Raw genomic sequence first — 19,427 nt, forward strand, 5'->3', positions numbered from 1 at the left:
TGTGTTGTGTGAACATCACACTACAAACTCAAAACTGAATTTAGGGACATTCTTTGCCATATTTCATTTTTTCCCCGAAACCTTTTCGCCCTAACCTAGTAGATATTCATGTGAAGCTATGTCTTCACAATGCCTTAAAAATGATGAAATTCGCACGAATCCCCTTTTTGATGCTTGCCTTTGCTGTAGCAATGTCTTCTTGTACACCGTATAAGAAGATTGTAATATTTCAGCCATCTGAAGCAGATACTACCGCCAGGGTCAGTAATGATGCGTATCGTCCTATTATCAGTCCTAATGATATCCTGGATATATACGTAACAAGCACAAGTCCTGAAGCAAGTAAGTACTTTAATTATTCAGAAAGCCCTGAAAACACTTCCGGACTTATGAATGGTTACCTGGTAGACGAAAGAGGGGAAATTCAGATCCCATTTATTGGATCTGTCAAAGTTTCAGGATTAAGCACTGCAAATGCCCGCGATACAGTTGCCGGTAAATTGGCAAAATACTTGGTCAGTCCATCCGTTAAACTAAGTATCCGGAATTTTAAAGTAACAATTCTCGGAGAAGTCATGCCCGGAATTTTTACAGTACAAAATGAGAAATTAACATTGCCTGAAGCTCTTGCTTTATCAGGTGATTTTACCATTTACAGTAAGCGCGATAAGGTAACCATCATTCGTGACAGTGCCGGTTACAAAACGTATAATTATGTTGATCTGAATTCACGTGATGTATTCTCTTCTCCTTTCTATACGCTTCATTCAAATGATATTGTTTATGTAGAACCATATAAAAAGAAAAGATTCCAGGGTGAAAATTATTACAGAGTCTTTCCTATTGTCTTGAGTACACTGACATTCATCCTGTCAATCTTATCATTTAGTAATAAAAATTAGTACACACATTTAAATGGCAACGGAAGAAAATTATGCCAATTCGGATTTGAATGCTGAATCTGAAAAGGTCAACATCAAACAAGTCTTTTACGACTATGTAATCCGTTACTGGTATCTCTATATTCTGACATTAATGCTTTCATTAATGATCGGATATTATTATGCATGGTATTCTACACCTGTATACAGTGCACGCGCTACTGTTCTCCTGAAACTTGCAAATCCGGGAGCTCAGAAAGGTGATATCATTTCAGCAATGAATGAATTCGATGATGATCGTAATCTTCAGAATGAAATTGAAGTAATCAAATCGCGTACTATGGTTGCCCGGACGGTAAAAGCGCTCAACTTTGATATATCTTATTATTATGTAGGAAATGTTAAAACAAGAGAAGTGTATCTGGAATGTCCGTTCAAAGTTATTAATGATTCCATTAAACTTAAGGCATTAAATGATCCGATTGAAATTCATATTATCAGTGATAAGAAATTCAGACTGACGTTTACCAATTCAAAAACGAAGGAATCATTTAGTAACATTTATTCATTCGATGAACAGATCCATAATGAATTGGGTAGTTATCGTTTGGTAAAACGCGGCTTTTTTAATGCCCGTGCTTATAACAATCCGAGATACGATAAACGTAATTATCTGGTCAGGGTACAGAACATGGAATCAGTTGTAGAGCGGTATCAGTCGTTGCTTACTGTTTCTGTTTTGACAAAGGCTTCTTCTATATTAAATATTTACATTGAAGATAAAGTACCTACGAAAGCAGTAGATTTTATCGATAAACTAATTGAGATCTGGATGCAATCCAGTATCGATCAGAAAAATGAACTTGCTACAAATTCATTAAAATTTATAGATGAACAAATCTTGTTGATCTCGCAGGATCTTAATAGTGTTGAAAAGGAGTTTGAAGATTTCCGCGCACAAAAAGGGATCACAGATTTGAATATTGAAGCACAAGGTTTTGTAAACAGTGCCCGTGAATATGATGTTCGTTTATCGGAAATAGATCTTAAGCTTAGCTTTCTGCAATATCTTCAGTCTTATGTTGAGGACGATAAAAACATCAGCGGTATGTCACCTGCTTCTATCGGAATTGATGATGCCTTACTTCTGAAATTGATCAGTCAGCTGAATGATCTGGAAAGTCAGCGTGAGATCATGCGTGCCGGAGCTACAGAAGAAAATCCAAGGATTCAGGAATTCAATCTGGCAATTCAGAATACAAAAAATGATTTGATCGAAAATATCCGGAGTATAGTTGCAGGGTTAACAGCTTCAAAAGCTGAAGCAAGATCACAATTGAATAGAGTAGAAGGGCACATTGCAACCTTACCGGGTACTGATCGTGTCATTGTAAATATCAAACGTCAGATGGAAGTGAAAGCAAATCTTTACACTTACCTGATGCAAAAACGTGCTGAAACTGCGATCATTCTTGCAGGAACGACTTCTGACAACCGTGCGATAGATCGTGCTGCAGCATCTTTTAATCCGATTCGTCCTGTTAAATCCGAGATCTATCTCATCTCTGTTTTTATGGGCTTGATTCTTCCCGCAGCATTTGTTTACTTCAAAAATATGCTGAACGATAAGATCATGGATCGTTCTGATATAGAAAAACAGACTAAGTTACCGGTAATTGGAATGGTAGGTATGAGTGAGTCTTCTAATGAATTTGTTATTCAGGAAAATTCGAAATCATTTATTGCCGAAGCGTTCCGTTCAATCCGTACCAATCTGCAGTTCTTTATCCGTAATCAGAATAAAGCAAAAACATTCCTGGTTACGAGCTCAATTTCAGGAGAAGGAAAAAGTTTTTGTTCGCTGAATCTTGCTGCAATCTTTGCATTAAGTGGTAAGAAAACAATATTGGTCGGATTCGATTTACGTAAACCCAAATCTATGAGTCATCTTGGACTTAAAGGTGAACTTGGTGTTACAAATTATCTGATCGGCTCCAGCACTGAAAAACAAATTGTGCAGACATCCGGAATTTCAAATCTGGATATCATTCTTACCGGACCAAAGCCGCCGAATCCTTCGGAGTTACTCCTTACTGAACGCATCGATGAACTTTTCGTTTTCTTAAAAGATAATTACGAATACATAATTCTGGATTCACCACCATTAGGATTGATCTCAGATCCATTGATCTTAGCGAAATATTCTGATACGGTAATTTATATTGTTCGCCAGAATTTTACACGACGTTTGCATCTCGATGCATTGAATAAACTTCATTCAGAAGGCCGAATTAAAAATGTCGGTGTCATTCTTAATGCCGTTGCTAAAAAATCTGTTGCTTATGGCTATGGATATGGCTACGGTTATGGTTACGGTTATGGCTATGGTTATGGTTCAAAAGCGAACGCAGGGTATTATGAAGATGTGATCGAAGATGACAAGCCGAAATCAGGTGGCATCTTCAGTCGTAAGAAGAAGAAAAAGAAAGAGTAGTCAAAATATCTTTCATATTCCATTCCGAAAACCTTCCTCGTGAAAAAGATCGCAATTCTTCAGTCAAATTATATTCCCTGGAAAGGTTATTTCGATATCATTAATCACGTCGATGAATTTATTTTTTATGATGATGTTCAGTATACAAAAAACGACTGGCGGAATCGGAATAAAATAAAATCTGCTAATGGTTCTTTATGGTTAACTATTCCTGTTCGGCAGGAAAATCTTTCGCAGAAAATTAATGAAACAAAAGTTTCGCAGGATAATTGGGCAGAAAAACACTGGAAGTCTATTTCGTTGAATTATTCCAAAGCTCCTTTCTTTCATTTATATAAAGACAAGCTTGAGAAATTCTACTCTGAGGTTAAAACTCCTTTGTTGAGTGAAATAAATTTGTCTGCAATCGAACTTCTCAATTCATTTCTGGGTATAAATACTGTTCTAACATCTTCTTCTGACTATAAACTGATAGCAGGAAAAAATGAACGGTTAATTGATCTGATCCTTCAAGCCGGTGGCACTCACTATCTGAGTGGTCCGTCAGCAAAGGATTACATCAAAGAAGATCTGTTTAATGAGGCAGGAATTGAAATCAGTTGGATGGATTATTCGGGCTACCCTGAGTATCCGCAAATGAATCCGCCGTTTGAACATGCAGTAAGTGTTCTTGATCTGATTCTGAATACAGGACCGGATGCATTGAAATATATGAAATGAAAAAAGTAAGTATTGTAACCACCATGTATCACTCGGCAAAATACTTGCCTGAGTTTTATGCCAGAGTCCGAAAGGCTGCTGAGCTTTCCGGTGTACAGTACGATTTCATTTTTGTAAACGATGGATCACCTGATAATTCACTGGCTGTAGCATTGCAACTGCGTGATGAATTTCCTGATGTAGCCGTTGTTGAACTTTCAAGAAATTTTGGTCATCACAAAGCGATCATGGCCGGTTTAAGGGAAGCAAAAGGCGACCTCGTTTTTCTGATCGATTGTGATCTGGAAGAGCAACCTGAATTGCTTACTGAATTTTACAGCAAGATGGAAGAAACCAAAGGTGATGTCATCTTCGGTGTTCAGAATTCCCGCAAAGGAAAATGGCGTGAGCGGATCTTTGGGCAGGTGTTCTATAAAGTATTCAATCATTTTGCAGAACGACCTATTCCTGAAAATATCATAATGGCCAGGTTGATGACCAGGAATTATGTAGAGGAATTGATCAGATACGATGAAAAGGAGTTTTTTCTTGGAGCAACATTTATGGAAGTTGGTTTTAAACAGATTCCTGTTTCTGTTGACAAGAAAGATAAAGGCTCTTCAACTTATAGTTTGAGTAAAAAGGTTGCATTGATGGTGAATGCCATCACAAGCACAAGTAATAAGCCACTGATCTATGTTTTTTACTTCGGCGCTTTGATCAGCTTTGTTTCATTCGCTTTCATAATCATTTTACTTTTTCGCCATTTCTTCATAGAGAAATTACTGACAGGATGGCCGTCATTGATCGTTTCTATTTGGTTTCTCAGCGGATTGATCATTCTTTGCATCGGTTTATTGGGTATTTATCTCTCCAAAATCTATATGGAAACGAAACACCGACCTACGGTAATCGTAAGAAAGAGATACGATGCCCGCTAATGGACAATAAGTTTCTCGACGAATCAATCAATTATTACCGCGATAAGATCAAACAATTTGGCAGTAGTGCTGAAGGAATGGATTGGAAAAATAGCGACACGCAATATTTGAGATTCGAAGTCATTTCACGCTATATCGATTTTTCAACAAGGCCTTCAGTGCTCGATGTTGGATGTGGAAATGGGGAATTCAATAATTTTATCCGTCAGTGTTCTAAAGCCATAATTTATTCAGGTATTGATGCTGTACCTGAAATGGTATCACTGACTAATGAACGTTTCGGAGAAAATACTGCATCACTCCATGATCTTCTTTCATGGGATACAGAAAAACGATTTGATTATGTTATTGCATCGGGAACTTTCAATGCAAAACTAAGTGCAACTGACGAAGAGTGGCAGGAATATTTTTATGGAAACATAAAAAAAATGTTTTCAATGGCAAATAAAGCTGTCATCTTTAATTGTATGACTTCGTTTGTTGATTATAGATACGATAGATTATATTATCCGACTGTACAGGAATTGTCTGATTTTGCAGTAAAGAATTTGTCACGGAAATTTATCATTGATCATTCATATCCGTTATATGAAGTAACAATGGTCATTCAAAAATAAATGAAGAATCTGGTAATAGTTGGAACAGGAGATTATGCACTTGTAGCTTTTCATTTTTTAAAGCAAACGGGATCGTATAATATCATTTCTTTTTCTGAAGAAATGAATTATATCCGTTTTGATATTGTCGAAGGGTTGCCGAATATAGCATTTGAAGAACTTGAATTTAAAGCGCCACCGGAAGATACAATGTTGTTAATTGCAATCGGTCCGAATAAAGTGAATTCTGTGCGCGAAAGATTGTATTTAAGTGCTAAAGAAAAAGGATATTCATTCATAAAATATATCAGTCCGCAGGCAACTGTCTGGGACGAAAATGCCATAGGAGAAAATTCTTTTATATTTCCCAATTGCGTAGTCGAACCTTTTGCTAAGGTCGGTAATAATTCTGTTTTATGGTCAGGAGCAATTCTTGCACATCATTCTGAAGTAAAAGATCATTGTTTTCTCGCTCCCGGTGTATGCATTTCCGGACGATCGGTGATCGGTTCTAATTCTTTTATTGGTATAAATGCAACGATCAGAGACAATGTTACTGTAGGTGAAAGATGCATAGTAGGTGGTGGAGCATTGATCAAAAAGAACATTGAAAATGGCGGAGTATATTCTCAATCAGGAACTGCGAAGTACAATGATGATAGTTTCAACACTAAAGTCTGAGAATTGTTATGTTGCGCCGGAGCTCTTCACTAATTACACGTCTGTACGATAAACAGATCGATGCAACCGGACTTGCACTTTTCCGCATTTTATATTTTACAAATTTGTTTTTTGAAGTACTTCAGATCTTCAATTTTCGTCACCTCATATTTGATAAAATTCCATTTGTAGAAGGAAATGAAATTGCAGTAGGAATCGGACTGGTAGTCTGGTTATGTGTAATTGTGTTGCTTGCGTTAGGATTGTTTACAAGAGTTTCGGGCATTCTGAATTATTTGCTTACAATAATTTTTTTCGGCATGGCCGGAGAATTTGCCTATCATATGTATTATTTATATACAGGAATAAATTTATTGATCTTGTTCCTGCCGGTAAGCAAAGTAATTTCTATTGATCGTCTGCTTACAAAGTTAAAGTACTCGTCTTCGCGATTTCGCTATGAGCCACCAACAACGGTAAGTGCCTTGTCATATCTGATCCCTGCTATGATTGGAATCGGTTTTGTTTACTACGATTCCATTCTCTATAAACTGGTTTCGCCATATTGGCTGAATGGGCTTGGAATGTGGCTGCCTTCCTCATTGCCAATGATCGCTCATGTGGATATGTCGGCAATATTGAATTTAAAATTCCTGATGAAGTTCGTCGGATACTTAACTCTGATTTTTGAGTTTGCATTTTTATTTTTATTCTGGCACAGGAAGTGGCGTTTCCCGCTCTTCCTTATTGGTATAGGATTACATCTTGGAATATTACTTGAATTTCCGATTCCATATTTCGCTATAGGAGTTGTTGCACTTTATATTTTAATGGTTCCTGTTTCTTTCTGGAAAAAAATAAAGTTTAACAGAAGTGGAAAGAGGACACTGGCATTTTATTTCGATGCAGAATGTCCATTATGTGTACGAACAGTAATTGTTCTTAAACATTTCGATATTTTCAGAAGAATAGATTTTATTTCAGTGCAATCTTCTTTAGGAAAAGTTCCTGCGCTTAGTAGTTATACAGAAGATCAGTTATTGAACGATATTCATAGTGTAACTGAAGGAGGAATTGTTTCAAAAGGTTACGATACCTACCGCAAAGCATTTTCTGCAATGCTATGGTCTTTGCCGCTTTCATGGTTGATGTACTTGCCGGGCATCTCACATATAGGGCGTGCAATTTATTCTTACATAGCGGAGAACCGGACCAATGAAAGATGTACTGATGAGACTTGTGGTTACGAGCCTCCTGTGTTTCCTAAGAATGACAATGAATTTAAATTGCTGCATAACCTGACCTTACGTAAATTGAAAATATTTTCAATAAAAGTACTTATCGGATTGGCAGTGTTTCTTCAGATCGCAGTTTCTCTGAATGCTTCACTGGCAAAAAAGGTCAGACATTCAGGAATTTTAAAAGATACTTTTTTGGATGGAGGTGTGACTTCATTTTCGTCTGACATAAAATCAGTCGCAAGGCCATTGCTGGGAATTACGAATCATCCGGTATTTATGGACTTTCATTTCAGGAACTACAATCACATTGTTGCAATCGTATACAAAGGCAAAAAATCAATTGAGTTTTTACCCGTAATAAATGAAAATGGACAACCCGGAAACTATTTAAAGGGCGGAAATTTCGTTAATTGGACATTTAAAGTGAATTCCGCCGACATAAATCAGGCAAAACTATCTGCAGGTATTTTGCGTTACACAGCATTCTGGGCAGGCTCAAACGGGCTTACTTTAAAGGATCTTCAGTTCGAAATAGTTGTTAAAAAAATTGATAATTATAACGATTGGGAAATGAATTTTCTGCACGATCAGCTCAATGCACCTTGGCAAATTGCCGGAACTGCAGAGTGGTCAGATGGAGTATTCAGCGTGAACTTGTCCGATATAGAAAAAATGTAATTTATGATTCCATTCAACAAACCGTTTCTTACAGGTAAAGAAACAACTTACATCAAAGAAGCAGTGGAGTCAGGGAAAATTTCCGGCGACGGAATATTTACTAAACGTTGTCACGAATTTTTTGAGTCAAAATATGGTTTCAAAAAAGTGCTTCTTACTTCATCATGTACGGATGCATTGGAAATGGCAGCATTACTCTTGAGAACAGAGCCGGGAGATGAGATCATTGCACCAAGTTATACATTCGTTTCCACTGTCAATGCTTTTGTTCTTCGCGGAGCAAAAATTGTATTTGCTGACAGTTCTGCTGAGAGCCCGAATATTGATGTAACAAAGATCGAATCGCTGATCACTCCAAAAACAAAAGCAATTTTACCCGTGCATTATGCCGGTATTGCATGTGATATGGATGTGATCATGGATATTGCAAACAGACACAATGTGTATGTTGTGGAAGATGCAGCGCAGAGTATAGATGCATATTACAAAGGCCGGCCGTTAGGAAGTATCGGACAGCTTTCTGCTTTTTCATTTCACGAAACAAAAAATATTATTTCCGGTGAAGGCGGTATGCTTGTGATGAATGATTCGTCGTTTATTGCAAGAGCTGAGATCATTCGGGAAAAAGGCACTAATCGCTCGGCATTTTTCAGAGGAGAAATCGATAAATATGGCTGGGTAGATATTGGCTCATCATTTCTGCCGTCTGAAATTATTGCTGCATTTCTTTTTGCACAATTAGAGAATATGAATAAGATCCAGGCTAAACGTAAATTCAGCTGGGAAACTTATCATGATTCATTGAAGCCACTGGCAGCTAAGGGTTATTTCAAGACACCGCACATTCCTTCGTATGCGACTAACAATGCACACATTTACTATATTGTTTGTAACACTCCGGAAGAACGACAACGATTGATCTCTGTTCTCAGGCAGGAAAATATTTATTCAGTATTTCACTATTTGTCATTGCATAAAAGTGAATTTTATAAAGACAAATACAACGGTCCGGAATTGCCTAATTCTGACCACTTCTCCGATTGTCTTATTCGTTTACCAATGTATTATGATCTTTCAGAAAAGGACATTATGCATGTAGTGAAAGTGATCAAGAAGTTTTATAACGGTAATTCTTAATTCATGAATGCAGTAGTCAGGAAATCGATTATGACAGTGCTACTGCTGTTTTGCGTCTATGGTTTTTTCTTTCCGCAGCTGCCGGTTGTAAATGCAGATGAATTGTGGGAAACATCGCGTGGATACTATATGAAAACGATGCACAAACCCGGAGAGCCTCTGTTGCCGGAATCTGTCGCGCCCTTTTATTCGTCTATTGGAAATATGGGTTGGAAAAGCTGGTGTATTTTATCGGTAAAGACAGGGACATTCGCAGCAATGATGTATCTCCTTCCATTCGATGAACTGACTGCTATGCGTTACGGAATGTTTTTCTGGAGTCTGCTAGCATTGCTGTTTACGTTTCTGGTTGCTAAACAATTTTCCCTTAGTAAGTGGTATGCATTGTTCGCCGTCGCTATTCTCATTGCCCTTCCTGATTTTTTTTCGCAGGTACACCGAGAACGTTCTGAGATCATGATCTGCGCTTGTCTTATGATGGGAGTTTTTATTTTTAACAGATTAATTCAGTCTGAAGAAAGCACAAGGAAAAATATTTATCTTCTCCTGTTTGGAATTATTTCGTGGTTACCATCATTGTTGATTCATCCATCAGCAATCGTAATACCGGCAGTAGCCGGACTGTTTTATTTGTATTACGAAAAGCAAACATTTCTGAAACTTCAGACCTTTGTTTTCGGAGCAGGATTGATGATTGGTGCTGTTTTCTTTCTTTATATTATGAATGAAATGAAGGAATTTGCAATTGCAGCCGGAGGTGGAAATTATTTTTTGTATCAAGGGCCGCCGGTTCTTGTTAAAGGATGGAAATATGTTATTTCTATTCCGTACGCTTTCTATAACAAATTCTTTGTAGCCAATCCGGTTTCACGGCCTGTTTCATTCCTGATATTTGTGTGCAGTTTCATACTTATCCTGATGCAGGCGAAAGGGAAGATAAGATCCATTTCAGTTCAACGTGATTTTATTTTGATCTGTATCTCCGTTTTTCTGACTCTAACAGTTTTATATCTGCTTTCAGGAAGTTTCGGAAATTTCAATGTAATTGTAGCACCTTTCGTAGCAATAGTCATTGCCGGATATTTTAGTAATGTAGAGCAGAGTAAAGGAAAATCTGCAAGAACAGCTATGATTGTTGCTTCACTGCTCCTGATCACTTTTGTAACAAATGCAATAGGTATAGGACAGGATGTAAGAATGGCCAAAGAGTATAAAAGGATTACAACACATGTCCGGTCGATGATCGACGAGGATTCTGCTGTCCTTGGATTGGCACTTTATTATAACCCTTTCAAGGATCAGCCGTATTATTCTAATTCATGGTTTAATCCTTATGGCGGTCGCATTGAGCAGTCGTTCAGCGATGCTGTAAAGGCATTAGATGTAAAATATGTAATTGTAGATGATGCCTTCGTAGGCCGCGCTCTTCTGGATCGTGGTCGCGGATGGACTGATTCTATGTTTACGTATTTGAAAAAATGGTGAAGTGATCGATGAGATCCCAGCAAATTATTTTGTAGGAAATCGTGTTCCTGCACCTGAATTCTACGGCGAACAATGGCAATACCCGGATCAACGTAAGCGGTTTATTCGGAAGATAAGAATTGTGAAGTTGAATGAAAAATTAAATTAATATTCGAAAGTTGATAATTGCTGGTAGTTAAAATCAAGTCGTAGTTTTGCTATTACTACTCACCAATTACTACTCATTAAAAAAATGTTCAAAGGAAAACTCGATACTCAAAGCAAACTACTGTTTAAGAACAGTGGATGGGTATTCTTTTCTAATTTTTTCAGTACGGGACTGGCATTTTTGAGATCGGTGATCATTGCCCGGGGTTTAGGTCCGGGGATCTATGGAACATATGCAATTGTTGTCGCCTTTGTGGGCTTGATCCAGGAATTTCTGAATTTGAATATAGGTACAGCATTGATAAAATTCGGAGCAGTTTATCATACAGAGAATAGAAACGATAAGCTAATGGCCTTTGTTAAATCGGGCTTGCTTGTTAGTTTTATTATGGCTGTATTTTCAGTGATCGTTATTGCACTGCTTTGTTTTATTTCATACGATACGTTTATTGATAAGCCGGATCTTGAATGGTTTATCATTTGCTATGCAATTGCAGCGAGTATTACTTATGTAAACTCGATAAGTAAATCGATGCTGCGGTTGCATTATAAATTCAGGATGAGTTCGATCATTCAGATGATCATGGATGTAGTCGAAACGCTGGCTATAGCACTGGCAGTTTTTATTTATCCGAAAAACCTGAATGTATTTTTTGTAGCAATAATTGTAACCAGATTTCTCAACGGATTTATCTGCAATCTCCTTGCTTATTATGAATTGAAAAATGAATTGATGCCACATTTGAGTGCTCCAATGGTTCTGATCAAGGATGAGAAAAAATCAATAATGGATTTTATATTTGGTAATTCAATTGGTAATTCATTGAAAACGATCATCAGTCAGGGCGATATACTTTTGCTTGGAATTCTGACATCTCCACAGCAGGTAGGTTTCTATGCTGTCGCAAAAAAACTTGCTTATTCAGTTCTTACTTTATCGGATCCATTGGTTTCTTCAATATATCCACAGCTTTCAAAATTGCTCGCAGAGAAAAAGTTCAAAGAGATGAAAAATATGCTGGTACGTATTACATCTATAGCAATGGTTCCGGGATTTGATCTTTATTGTAGCAACATTCTTCCTCAATGAATGGATCATTAAAACAGTTTACGGCCCGGAATATTTACCGGCAACTCAGGCATTTTTCTATTTTGTGATTGGTGCAGTACTCGGTGCATCTACCTTCTGGACTTTGCCGTTAGTTCAAAGTCTGGGTATAGTCAGAATTAGAATAAAAGTTTACATTGCAACTATTATTATCGGTACTACTTTGGCTTACATACTTGTACCAACTATGCACAACGCCGGAATGGCTTTGGCTTTAATGATTACAAATATTATGAATATGCTTATCTTCATCTATGTCGCAGAGAAGAAAGTGAATGAAAAAATATTGATTCAGGATTCAACACAACCACACCACAATTAATATGATCATCCAATACACCAAAACTACTTTCCTTACTCATCCTTTTGCAATATTGAATTTTGTAAGAGGACAAAAGCAAGACCTGCACGAAGCAATGATTGTAAAGGCAGCCAAAACTTTGTTAGGGAAAAAGTATGATAGTACAGAAGCCAAAAAGTATCTTCAGGAAATCCGCTCAGGGGAATTTGTTCCTATGAATACTTTGCCGGGAGTTTCCTTGCCCGGAAATAAACCTGTCCATCTGTTTGGAAAGTTCCTCTACTTCATCGTCCGTTGTGCAAAGCCGCAAGTGATGATTGAAACAGGTGTTGCTCATGGTGTATCATCGTGGACGATATTAAATGCAATACATAAAAACGGAAGCGGCAAATTATATTCCATCGATCTTCCGAACCTTGATCTGAAAAGTTACAATCCGCAGAATATTTCTCAGCAGAGTGGATGGGCTGTACCGGATATTTTAAGAAAACACTGGGAATTACAATTAGGGCCATCGAATGAATTGCTTCCTGTACTTGTTCAGAAACTCGGCAAGGTTGATATCTTCTTTCACGATAGCGATCATTCATATCAGAATATGATGTTTGAATTCAAAGCTATTTTTCCTGCATTGAAAGACGACGGCCTGATCATTTCTGATGATGTACACAAAAATGAATCATTCAGGGATTTTGTGAATGCTGAACAGATTGTTGGTATTCAATTTTTAACTAAAGGTGGTGCGGCGGTAAAACGCACATCATAAGCTAAGACAAGCAGGATTTCTTCTTCAAACTTAATCTTAATCTTACTCTTAAACTTCCAGATACTCATTGAATTTGCCCTGATTATATGAATAGTTTAAGTGTAAGGTTAAGAGTAGGTTTTAAGAGACAAACACCTCCCTTTTTCAAGTAACTTTTTACTGCTTTTTTCAGTAAAAACCGGGTATGTTACCCATCTACCAGCCATATTTGCCGGCTTCTTGCTTGCAGTATGCTCATGACGCATTGGATTCAACCTGGATTTCTTCTCAGGGTGTTTACATAGACAAGGCTAAAGAAAAACTGAAGGAAGTAATTGGAAGTAAATATCTGATTCTTGTCAATAATGGAACGTGTGCCACGCACATGCTTGCATTAGGTTTGAAGTTCAAGTATCCGAATCTAAAAAAGATCATTGTTCCTAATAACGTTTATGTAGCTGCCTGGAATAGTTTCTTGTTTTCAGGAGGTTGGGAATTTGAAGTGATCGATGCAAATGAACATACCTGGAACATCGATCATTCAAAGATCAAAGATGGAGGCAAAGACACTGCATTTTTAGCAGTTCATAACCTCGGTAATATCATAAATGTCCCTGCTCTGAAGAAACGATTTCCGGAAATGCTCATCGTTGAAGATGATTGTGAAGGCTTGTTCGGTAAGTACGACGGAAAATATTCAGGAACAGAATCACTCATATCATCATTATCGTTTTTTGGAAATAAGACCATCACCAGTGGTGAAGGCGGCGCTGTGATAACTGCTGATGAAGAAATTTTCGAATACCTGAATTCGATTCGCGGACAAGGTCAATCCAGTATGCGTTATATTCACGATAAACTCGGATATAATTATCGCATGACCAATATTCAGGCAGCATTGCTCTATGGACAATTGATGATCCTTGATGAGATCAGAGAAAAGAAATCAGCTGTATTTGAATTATACAAAAATGAATTATCGGGTATAGAAGAAATATCTTTTCAGCAATTAGAGCCGGGAACGGAACATGCGCAATGGATGTTTGGAATTCGGTTGAATAAATTTGATTTTGTGAAAAAGCGGATGCTCGAATTATTTCTTTTCGAGAATAATATTGAAACCAGACCAATGTTTTACAGCATTAATCAGCATGCGCATCTTTCTGAAATAAAAAGTGATAATACTGTTGCAGATCTGCTCAATCATCAGTGTCTGATTCTTCCAAGTTTCCCTGAATTGACAAGAAGTCAGATTCTTACTGTCACACGTAAGATCAAAGATTTTCTCCGAACATCTAAATAATACCAAGTGAATTCCGGAGCCGAAAAAATTACTGTCCTTACTTCATCCGATAAGGTGGAGTGGGATAATTTTTACGATCAGCTTCCGGCAGAACTTCGTGATGTCAACTTTTCTTTTGATTACAATTTCATCTATGAAAAAAACGGTGATGGAAGTATCAGGCTATTTGTATTTGAACAAAATGACCAGATTTACTTTTATCCATTCCTGATCCGCGAAGTTTATTCCGGAAACGAACAAACGGATTACAAAGATATAGAGACAGTTTACGGTTATACCGGACCTGTTTCAACAACTCAGGATCCTGAATTTATAAAGAATGCTGACAAAGCATTTTGCAAATATTGTCTTTCTGAAAGGATCATTTCAGAGTTCATCAGATTTCATCCGTTACTGCAGAATCAAAATGTGTTCAATGAAATCAGTTCAGTTAAATTAATTGCATTGCGTGACTATGTAGCTGTTGATCTATCGGCAACAGCTGATAAGATCTTTGAAAACTATTCAAGTCCGAACAGGAATAAGATCCGTAAGGCAGAGAAGGCCGGAATCGAAATTGAATTTGATCATGAATGCAAACGGTTCGACGACTTCAAGTCAATTTATCTGGAGAATATGAAGCGGCTGAATGCAGCTCCAATGTATTTTTTCAGTTCTGACTTTTTTAACGGCTTAAATGCTCTGGCCAAAAAAACAGGCGTGCTTGTAAATGCCCGCGAAGAAGGAGAAACGATCGGTTCGACTGTATTTCTTAAAGGAAGTTTTTTTGGACATTATTTCCTTTCTTCTGCAACCGAAAGAGGTCGCAGTCTGGCAGTTTCAAACCTGATGCTCCACCAGGGAATACTCTGGGCTAAAAAGTCAGGATTACATTCTATTCATTTAGGAGGCGGAGTTACAGGAGAAGAGACAGATCCATTGCTCGTTTTCAAAAAAAATTTTTCAAAAAAAACCTTGAAATTTTATATTGGAAAGCGAATTCACAATGAAATGGCCTATAATGAAATTGTAAAGAGGTGGGACGAAAAACATCCTGTTGAAGCTATTAAATATAAATTTATATTGCAGCGTTATCGATTTAAAGAAGCAGATCTGGTATGAGTTTGGAAAAAGATAAAAATTCTGTTCGGTTACGGGCCCTGACCATGGACGATGCGCGCATCACCTGGAAATGGCGTAATCAGGAAGAAGTACGAAATGATTTCAGCGGACATCCTTTCCCTGTAAGTCTGGACGAGGAAGTTCAATGGTATGAAAAAAATATCAAGGTCAACTTTCCAAATACATGTTTCGGAGTTGAAGAGGTGAAAGGTTCACACCTGGTTGGAATGACTTTCCTGAAAAACATTCACATGATCTTTCGTCATGCTGAATTTTCTATTTTGATTGACGGCGCTCAAAAAGGAAAAGGTTATGGAAAAGAAGCGTGTTATAAAACTCTTGAATTCGGATTTCGTCAGCTGGGATTGAATAAGATCTATCTGAAAGTCCGTACTGACAATACATCAGCGATCAGAATCTATGAGTCATGTGGATTCAAAGTTGAAGGGACGATCCGTGAGGATATTTATAAGCAGGGAAAATATATCGATCAGTTTTGTATGGGCATTTTGATCAGTGAATTTGAAAAACTCTGATCTTCTGTTGAATCCTCTATGAGCGAACAGCCACTTTCAGTATATGTTTTTTCTCCTTTCTGTTTATTAAGGCCGACTACTAACCGCATTTTCGACATGCGTATGTGCGATAGTATGGCCGCAAACGGAGCAAAGGTGGTAATTGTTTATCCATATACTTACATGAAGGAAAATATTCGCAAAAGCGAAATCCCTGCAAGCTATGGTTTAAGGAATAATTTCAAAACACGAATGCAGTATACGTGGTTGCTTGAAAATTCAACTTCGCTTTATCGCTTCATTGTTATGATGATCGCCTTTTCGTTTTCATCTGTCAGAATTTTGTTTGAACGGATTTTTTCAAAGAATGAAGCGATCATCCTTTCCAGAGATGCGAAATCACTTATTCCTGCAATCATTATCAGAAAACTCACAGGCAGATTATTTAAAACCAAAATAATATTTGTTGCTGCAGAAGTCAAAGATAAACCGATATATAAATGGGTAGTAAAAAATTCTGATGGAGTGTTTGCCGGTGTAACAACTACACGCAATGCCATTATGAAACTTGTACCGGTTCCAAAAGAGAAATTTATTTTATCACTTGCACCGGTACCTGTTTATTCTAACGATGTGAGCAAACAGGAAGCACGGAAAAATATTCACTACACCGATTCCGCTCCATTGATCGTTTACACAGGAAAGCTAGGATTGGATGTGCTTGAATTAAAATTCATTCTCAAAGCTGCAAAGCTTCTTCCTTCATATAAATTTCTTTTTACCGGGGGAAGAGAGAGCGCAGTTCAGAAAGTAAAAGACTATTGCAAAGAGATCGGAGTAGAGAATGCAATATTTACAGGGTTCTTCAACGATAGCACACAGGTGCGGAATTATCAGTTGGCCGGAGATGTACTTGTTAGTTATTACACTTCCAATGACCATCTCATCGAATTCAATTATCCGCAAAAGATCAATGAATATATGTCTACAGGTAATCCGATCATCACTCCTGATTTTCCTGCAACACAAGATGTCTTGAATAATAAAAATGTTTTTTTTGTTGCTCCTGACAATGAAGTTGCTTTAGCTGAAGGAATCAGACACTTGATCCAAAATCCGGATGTAAGTTCCAGATTGGCCGCACAGGCGAAAGAAGATATCAAATCACTCACATTCGACAGCAAAACAAAAGAGTTGTTGAATTGGGCGCGCGGATTGTCCTATTAAAAACTATAGTAGAAATTTCCGGACACTTTGGGCAACATGAAATCCTCATGGGTAATACCAGTTTTTAAAACTATCTTCCGCCCTCATTAAAATGTAAAAATGGCCAAGAAGAAGGTAAAGAAACCATTGAGTAAGAAGGTAGTAAAGAAGGAAACAGGTAAGAAGAAGAAAACGGTCAGAAAGAAAGCGGTAGTAACACGCAAGACTGACAATAATTTAAATTCTGATCTGGTACTTTCTGTCATTGATCCGAAGGCTCCGACGAAAGAAGAGCTGCAGGTCACAATCGAAAAATTAAGCTTTCAGCTTGAGCAGGCAAATACCCAACTCGATCAGTTTTCTCATACAACAAGTCACGAATTACAGGAGCCGTTAAGAAAAATAATAACGTTCTCAAAAGTACTTCGTCAGACTGAAAAAAAACTCAGTGAAGAAGAGTTTGAGATCTTTTTAGCCAAGCTGGAAAATTCTGCGTTAAGACTCCGGAAGTTGATGGCAGAGATGTTGAATTTCGCCCGTGTTTCTAATTATGAAAAATTGGTTGTTAAAACTGATCTGAATGAAATACTTAAGAATACACTATTCGATCTTGAACTTTTAATAGAAGAAAAAAATGCAAAATTCATTCTGAATAAATTACCTGAAGTTGAAGCTGTACCTTTTCAGATGAGCCAGCTTTTCTATGACATCATACATAATTCATTGAAATTTTCAAATCCTGATATTCCATTAGAAATTGAAATTTCAACACGTAAAATAAAAAAGAAAGATTTGCTTTCTTATCCTAATCTCAAGCAGGAATTACAATATTGTGAGATCTGTTTTAAAGACAATGGTATCGGCTTCGATCAGAAATATGGCGAGCAGATCTTTACTATGTTTCAACGACTCAGCAGCGCCGGAGAATATCCCGGTACAGGAATTGGCCTGGCAATCTGCCGCAAAGTAGTTCAGACTTATTTTGGAGAAATTTATGCCGAAGGAAAAGAAGGCGAAGGGGCTGTAATCCATGTAATACTTCCACTTGAACAACCCAAAAAACTTCCGGATGATATTCCTACGATTTTGAAAACGTGGCTTTGAAAAATTGTAATTCGTAATTCGAGATTTGTAATGATATAACACCGATTTTAGGAATAGCAAAGACGTACATACGTAAAATAAAACACTAAGATCACTAAAAATCGTCACAAGAACACATTATGGCGCTTAGCTTGACTGTGTTCTTGTACTAAAAACTTAGTGATCTTTGTGTTTATCTTCGAGCAGTGAGCAATATTTAAGATTCGCAAATTACGAATCACGAATTACGATTTCACTCAATCACAACATAGGACTGATAATGACTAAACGGACTCCGTTTAATAGAGTATTTGTCCAGTCCAAATACCTCGCGAAGGGCAATTGTTTCACCCGGGAATTTAGGTTGATTCAATTCGTCAAAAACTAAAATAGATCCTTTTGTAAGATGTGGTTTAATTAACTCAAGGCAATTTTTAGTTGGCTCGTAAATATCAAAATCGAAATAAGCCAATGAGATTATCGTCTCCGGATGATACTTCAGATATTTAGCAAGTTCAACACTTGCGTCACCTTGAATGAGTTCAAATTTTTTCATGTGATCAAGCGGACTTTCTTTTTCAAGATTGCTCAGCACTTTATCCAGATAAACTTTATAATCTTCAGCAACATTGTAGGCGCCTTTCATTGCATAAAGTTCAATGCCGTCTTTCTCATGAATGGAAGGGAAGCCTGACCACGTGTCGAAGCCAATGATCTTACGACTATAGTTGAACGGTTCATAGATCGATCGTAGCGACTGAAAGAGATTTATGTTCTGACCCCATCTCACACCAAATTCCATGATCACTCCATGGATCTCAATATTTTTTTGGTAAATGTCATTTATAAAAAGAAACTTTTTAAGATCAGCAGGATTTAAGAAGAGTCCAAGGTTTCGCATCATTTCCTCTTCAGGGAGAGGACAATTCTGAAACAGCCCGATCAGGTCATTTCTGTTTTCAGCTTGCTTGTCGGAAACTATACTCGGCGCTATGTACAGATCATTATTCTTCGAGCTCATGAGTTCTATTTATTTAATGCAATGTATTCGGGGTTACAATATGAGTCAAATATTTTTTATTATTTCCCTATATTCAGGGAATCTG

The 19,427-nt window shown here is 37.4% G+C and carries 19 protein-coding genes; 18 read left to right on the top strand and 1 reads right to left on the bottom strand.

The genetic code is table 11. The annotated features are described in order from the left end of the window. Positions 1–143: 143 nt before the first annotated feature. From IPL24_05185 to IPL24_05270, 18 genes are all read left to right on the top strand, one after another. The gene (locus IPL24_05185; GenBank protein ID MBK8363082.1) at positions 144–902 is read left to right on the top strand and encodes a polysaccharide biosynthesis/export family protein; all 759 of its coding nucleotides are present in this window, start codon (positions 144–146) and stop codon (positions 900–902) included. 13 nt (positions 903–915) lie between these two features. Continuing rightward, entirely contained in the window at positions 916–3,375 is a 2,460-nt protein-coding gene (locus tag IPL24_05190) for a polysaccharide biosynthesis tyrosine autokinase (protein MBK8363083.1), read from the top strand. Positions 3,376–3,414: 39 nt separating this feature from the next. Beyond that, positions 3,415–4,095: a WbqC family protein gene (locus tag IPL24_05195; GenBank protein ID MBK8363084.1), complete on the top strand. Its 681-nt coding sequence runs from the start codon at positions 3,415–3,417 to the stop codon at positions 4,093–4,095. Then, positions 4,092–5,015: a glycosyltransferase gene (locus tag IPL24_05200; GenBank protein ID MBK8363085.1), complete on the top strand. Its 924-nt coding sequence runs from the start codon at positions 4,092–4,094 to the stop codon at positions 5,013–5,015. Before IPL24_05195 ends, IPL24_05200 begins: the two co-directional genes overlap by 4 nt. Then, complete coding sequence (locus IPL24_05205) at positions 5,015–5,632, top strand: class I SAM-dependent methyltransferase (GenBank protein ID MBK8363086.1); 618 nt, start codon at positions 5,015–5,017, stop codon at positions 5,630–5,632. Before IPL24_05200 ends, IPL24_05205 begins: the two co-directional genes overlap by 1 nt. Further along, positions 5,633–6,292 (top strand): acetyltransferase, encoded by a 660-nt coding sequence (locus tag IPL24_05210; GenBank protein MBK8363087.1) that lies wholly within the window; start codon positions 5,633–5,635, stop codon positions 6,290–6,292. An 8-nt stretch (positions 6,293–6,300) separates the two neighbouring features. Further along, entirely contained in the window at positions 6,301–8,190 is a 1,890-nt protein-coding gene (locus IPL24_05215) for a DUF393 domain-containing protein (protein MBK8363088.1), read from the top strand. 3 nt (positions 8,191–8,193) lie between these two features. Beyond that, positions 8,194–9,327 (top strand): dTDP-4-amino-4,6-dideoxygalactose transaminase, encoded by a 1,134-nt coding sequence (gene rffA, locus IPL24_05220; protein MBK8363089.1) that lies wholly within the window; start codon positions 8,194–8,196, stop codon positions 9,325–9,327. A gap of 30 nt (positions 9,328–9,357) precedes the next feature. Continuing rightward, positions 9,358–10,812: a hypothetical protein gene (locus tag IPL24_05225; GenBank protein MBK8363090.1), complete on the top strand. Its 1,455-nt coding sequence runs from the start codon at positions 9,358–9,360 to the stop codon at positions 10,810–10,812. Position 10,813: 1 nt separating this feature from the next. Next, entirely contained in the window at positions 10,814–10,960 is a 147-nt protein-coding gene (locus tag IPL24_05230; protein MBK8363091.1) for a hypothetical protein, read from the top strand. A gap of 84 nt (positions 10,961–11,044) precedes the next feature. Next, on the top strand, positions 11,045–12,049 hold the full coding sequence (locus IPL24_05235; GenBank protein ID MBK8363092.1) for an oligosaccharide flippase family protein: 1,005 nt from the start codon (positions 11,045–11,047) through the stop codon (positions 12,047–12,049). Continuing rightward, positions 12,015–12,389 (top strand): hypothetical protein, encoded by a 375-nt coding sequence (locus IPL24_05240; GenBank protein ID MBK8363093.1) that lies wholly within the window; start codon positions 12,015–12,017, stop codon positions 12,387–12,389. The genes IPL24_05235 and IPL24_05240 overlap by 35 nt, the downstream gene beginning before the upstream one ends. A gap of 1 nt (position 12,390) precedes the next feature. Then, on the top strand, positions 12,391–13,134 hold the full coding sequence (locus tag IPL24_05245; GenBank protein ID MBK8363094.1) for a class I SAM-dependent methyltransferase: 744 nt from the start codon (positions 12,391–12,393) through the stop codon (positions 13,132–13,134). A gap of 184 nt (positions 13,135–13,318) precedes the next feature. Further along, positions 13,319–14,416 carry a DegT/DnrJ/EryC1/StrS aminotransferase family protein gene (locus IPL24_05250; protein ID MBK8363095.1) on the top strand — a complete coding sequence of 366 codons (1,098 nt, stop codon included), beginning with the start codon at positions 13,319–13,321 and terminating at the stop codon, positions 14,414–14,416. A 6-nt stretch (positions 14,417–14,422) separates the two neighbouring features. Beyond that, on the top strand, positions 14,423–15,517 hold the full coding sequence (locus IPL24_05255) for a GNAT family N-acetyltransferase (protein MBK8363096.1): 1,095 nt from the start codon (positions 14,423–14,425) through the stop codon (positions 15,515–15,517). Further along, on the top strand, positions 15,514–16,053 hold the full coding sequence (locus IPL24_05260) for a GNAT family N-acetyltransferase (protein ID MBK8363097.1): 540 nt from the start codon (positions 15,514–15,516) through the stop codon (positions 16,051–16,053). Before IPL24_05255 ends, IPL24_05260 begins: the two co-directional genes overlap by 4 nt. An 18-nt stretch (positions 16,054–16,071) precedes the next feature. Next, positions 16,072–17,259 carry a glycosyltransferase gene (locus IPL24_05265; protein ID MBK8363098.1) on the top strand — a complete coding sequence of 396 codons (1,188 nt, stop codon included), beginning with the start codon at positions 16,072–16,074 and terminating at the stop codon, positions 17,257–17,259. 99 nt (positions 17,260–17,358) lie between these two features. Further along, positions 17,359–18,342 carry a hypothetical protein gene (locus tag IPL24_05270; protein ID MBK8363099.1) on the top strand — a complete coding sequence of 328 codons (984 nt, stop codon included), beginning with the start codon at positions 17,359–17,361 and terminating at the stop codon, positions 18,340–18,342. A 232-nt stretch (positions 18,343–18,574) separates the two neighbouring features. On the opposite strand, the gene IPL24_05275 is transcribed toward IPL24_05270, so the two are convergent. Beyond that, positions 18,575–19,342: a crotonobetainyl-CoA--carnitine CoA-transferase gene (locus IPL24_05275; protein ID MBK8363100.1), complete on the bottom strand. Its 768-nt coding sequence runs from the start codon at positions 19,340–19,342 to the stop codon at positions 18,575–18,577. Between the last annotated feature and the right edge of the window lie 85 nt (positions 19,343–19,427).

Source organism: Bacteroidota bacterium (assembly GCA_016711505.1).
Lineage (GTDB): Bacteria > Bacteroidota > Bacteroidia > AKYH767-A > 2013-40CM-41-45 > JADKIH01.